Here is a 2537-nt window from a genome sequence, read left to right as displayed (position 1 = left end):
TAAACTCTAACGTGAAATGACGTGATTTTTGTCTCATAATTCTCTAAGTTAAAATCAAGCAAGATAGTAACTCAACTTAACGTCCAATCTAAGATAGCAAGTCCAAGGTTTAAACCCTTGAATATGTAAATGATTTTTGTGGGTAAGATTTGTTTTACAATGATTTAAATTTTTTATCAGCGAATATATTTTCCTTTGTCTTTTTTATTCATTTATTTTTTCAAAATAACCTTTATTACTTATTCTATATTTATTAGTTAATTTTTTATTTACTATTTTTTTCTCAGCTTCAATATCATAACAATATTCTTGATCATTGATTATTATAATATAATCTTTATTAATACTAAAATTTCTATCCCAACCACATTCATAAGTTTTTCCGCCAACAACAATTATTTTATCTATTGTTTTGTTATCTTTATTTATAGTTTGTAATTCAAAATAAGGCAGATAATAATCCTGTTGATAATTAAAATATGTAAATAGTAAGATTTTGATGTTATTTCTATTTGGAAATCTTTTAAAAAAGAATGCATCACCTTTATATGGGTAAACAAGAGGCTCTTTTGCATACATATCTTCTTTAATTTTAAATTCTGTGCTATCAGAAAAAAGTATATTTAAACTTGATTTAATCATTAAATCTTTATCTTCTATAGCATATAAATGGTCATGATTATAATTGTAACCATATTTATAAGGTAATTTTTCTATTGCGATAGAATCCCATTTTATGCTTTGAAGAGAATTACTTGCTTCATTTTTTTTGGTATTAGAATTATCTATTTTAATTATTATGCCTTTTTTATTTTCTATATTACTAGACAATTCTTTTTTCTTGCTTTGACAACTAATAATACAAGTGTATATTAATAAACAAGTAAGTAATTTCATCTATTTTGTTTTTATAATGTAATTTTTAAATTAAACAGTTAACATAACCACCAATACAACTCAAATCGTATTAAAAAACCTTTTTTATCAAAATAAAATATCCAATGATGGTAAGGATGTTCTATATCAAAAGCAACATATATATAATCGTTATTTTTATAATTATTAGGAAATTTCTTTTTTTTAAAAGAAAAATCTTTATAAGAATTAGGGAATATTATTTTAAAATCATCTAGAGATGTGTTTTTTGTTAGTAATACATTTCTATTCTTAATTTTAAAAACATTATTATTGATTTTTCCATTAATTAACAATGATTCTTCTTTATTTGTTTCATAGAGTAGATCTTTACTATAATATGACCAAAAGTCTACAGTATCGTTTTTCCAATTAAATGGATGCCCACATGCCCATTCTGAATAAATAATAGAATCTCTATGCTTTTTTTTTAATTCTGAATATTTAATATTCATTTCTTCTCCATTAAATAATACTTGATTAATTGACAATGTGTCTAAAATCGTTTTTTCCTTTATAAGTTTTTCTTTAATTATTTCAGGAAGTTTGTAATCCGTTTTACTTTTTTCTTTACAGTTGATGTTGATGAATAAAATGATAAATAAAACGATAATTGAATATTTCATTATTATTTAATTTTAGATAATTTTGGTTTTACGTTTTTAAGTTTCCCTTTTTTCATTCTTTCTTTCTGTCTTCTTTTATCACCTTCTGTCAATTCTTTTTCTGTTTTCCATCTAGAATAAAGAGCTGGATCAGCTAAATATTCTTTTTTATATTTTTCTTTGCCTATTGCATAAATAGTACTAAAAATATTAAAATGTAAATGAGGGTCATATGTTCCTTTTTTTACTCCCGATATTCCTGTTAGTCCAATTTTTTGCCCAGATCTAACTTTATCACCTTTATCAACAAAAATGTCTTGAAGGTGGGCATAAAAAAAATAAATAGAGTCATCATCTTCATTAAATCTAGACTTACTATCTAGATCTGTAGTATAAGCATGAGTATATTTTTTTTTCCTGTTTTTTAATTCTATTGGTCTATTAATTCTAATCGTTATAGTCCAACCATAACCTCCATGCCATTGTTTACGGTAAATAGTACCATCTAAGCAAGCATAGACATTCGAACCCTCTAGAGCAAATATATCTAACCCAGTATGTAACCTTCCCCTACCATTTCCAAAAGTGTTACTTTGAGGCTTTATATTTCCTTGACTATTCCATAGAGCTATTTGAGGATCATCTACAGGTTCATGCCAATTGTTACCTATCATTTTATAACAATTATCTTTTAAAAAATCTTTTTTATGCATTATACTACTCTTGCAAGCTACAGTAATAAATAAATTAGCTGTTTTTCCTTTTGTGTCATGAAAACCGTTTTTGAGTTTGTCAAGCCAATCTTTATTATCTGTTTGTTTCTTTTTATGTTTCAACTCAATCTCAGCAACAGCATATCCATCTTTAACAGTAGCTTCAATTTTTGTAACTTCTTTATCGTTTTGGATTACAGTAACTTCTTTGTCTTTATCTACTAATAATTGTTCTTTTTCGTAAATTTTAAAGACGACATTCTTTCCTTCTAGATTGGTACATGCTGCTACTAATTGTACCTTT

Annotated in this window: 3 protein-coding genes; all 3 read right to left on the bottom strand. The window is 25.1% G+C overall.

Annotated features, from left to right (window positions below; all coding sequences use genetic code 11):
• Positions 1-204: 204 nt before the first annotated feature.
• The gene (locus tag AC2D8I_RS16040; protein ID WP_484707121.1) at positions 205-897 is read right to left on the bottom strand and encodes a hypothetical protein; all 693 of its coding nucleotides are present in this window, start codon (positions 895-897) and stop codon (positions 205-207) included.
• A gap of 38 nt (positions 898-935) precedes the next feature.
• The gene (locus tag AC2D8I_RS16035; RefSeq protein ID WP_484707120.1) at positions 936-1541 is read right to left on the bottom strand and encodes a hypothetical protein; all 606 of its coding nucleotides are present in this window, start codon (positions 1539-1541) and stop codon (positions 936-938) included.
• 2 nt (positions 1542-1543) lie between these two features.
• Positions 1544-2537 (bottom strand): M23 family metallopeptidase (locus AC2D8I_RS16030; RefSeq protein ID WP_484707119.1); only part of this gene is annotated, 994 nt, incomplete at its 5' end.

It is taken from the genome of Lacinutrix sp. YIN62 (assembly GCF_057219185.1).
Note: the sequence above shows the minus strand (reverse complement) of the source record. Positions and strands in the feature narration are given on the sequence as shown.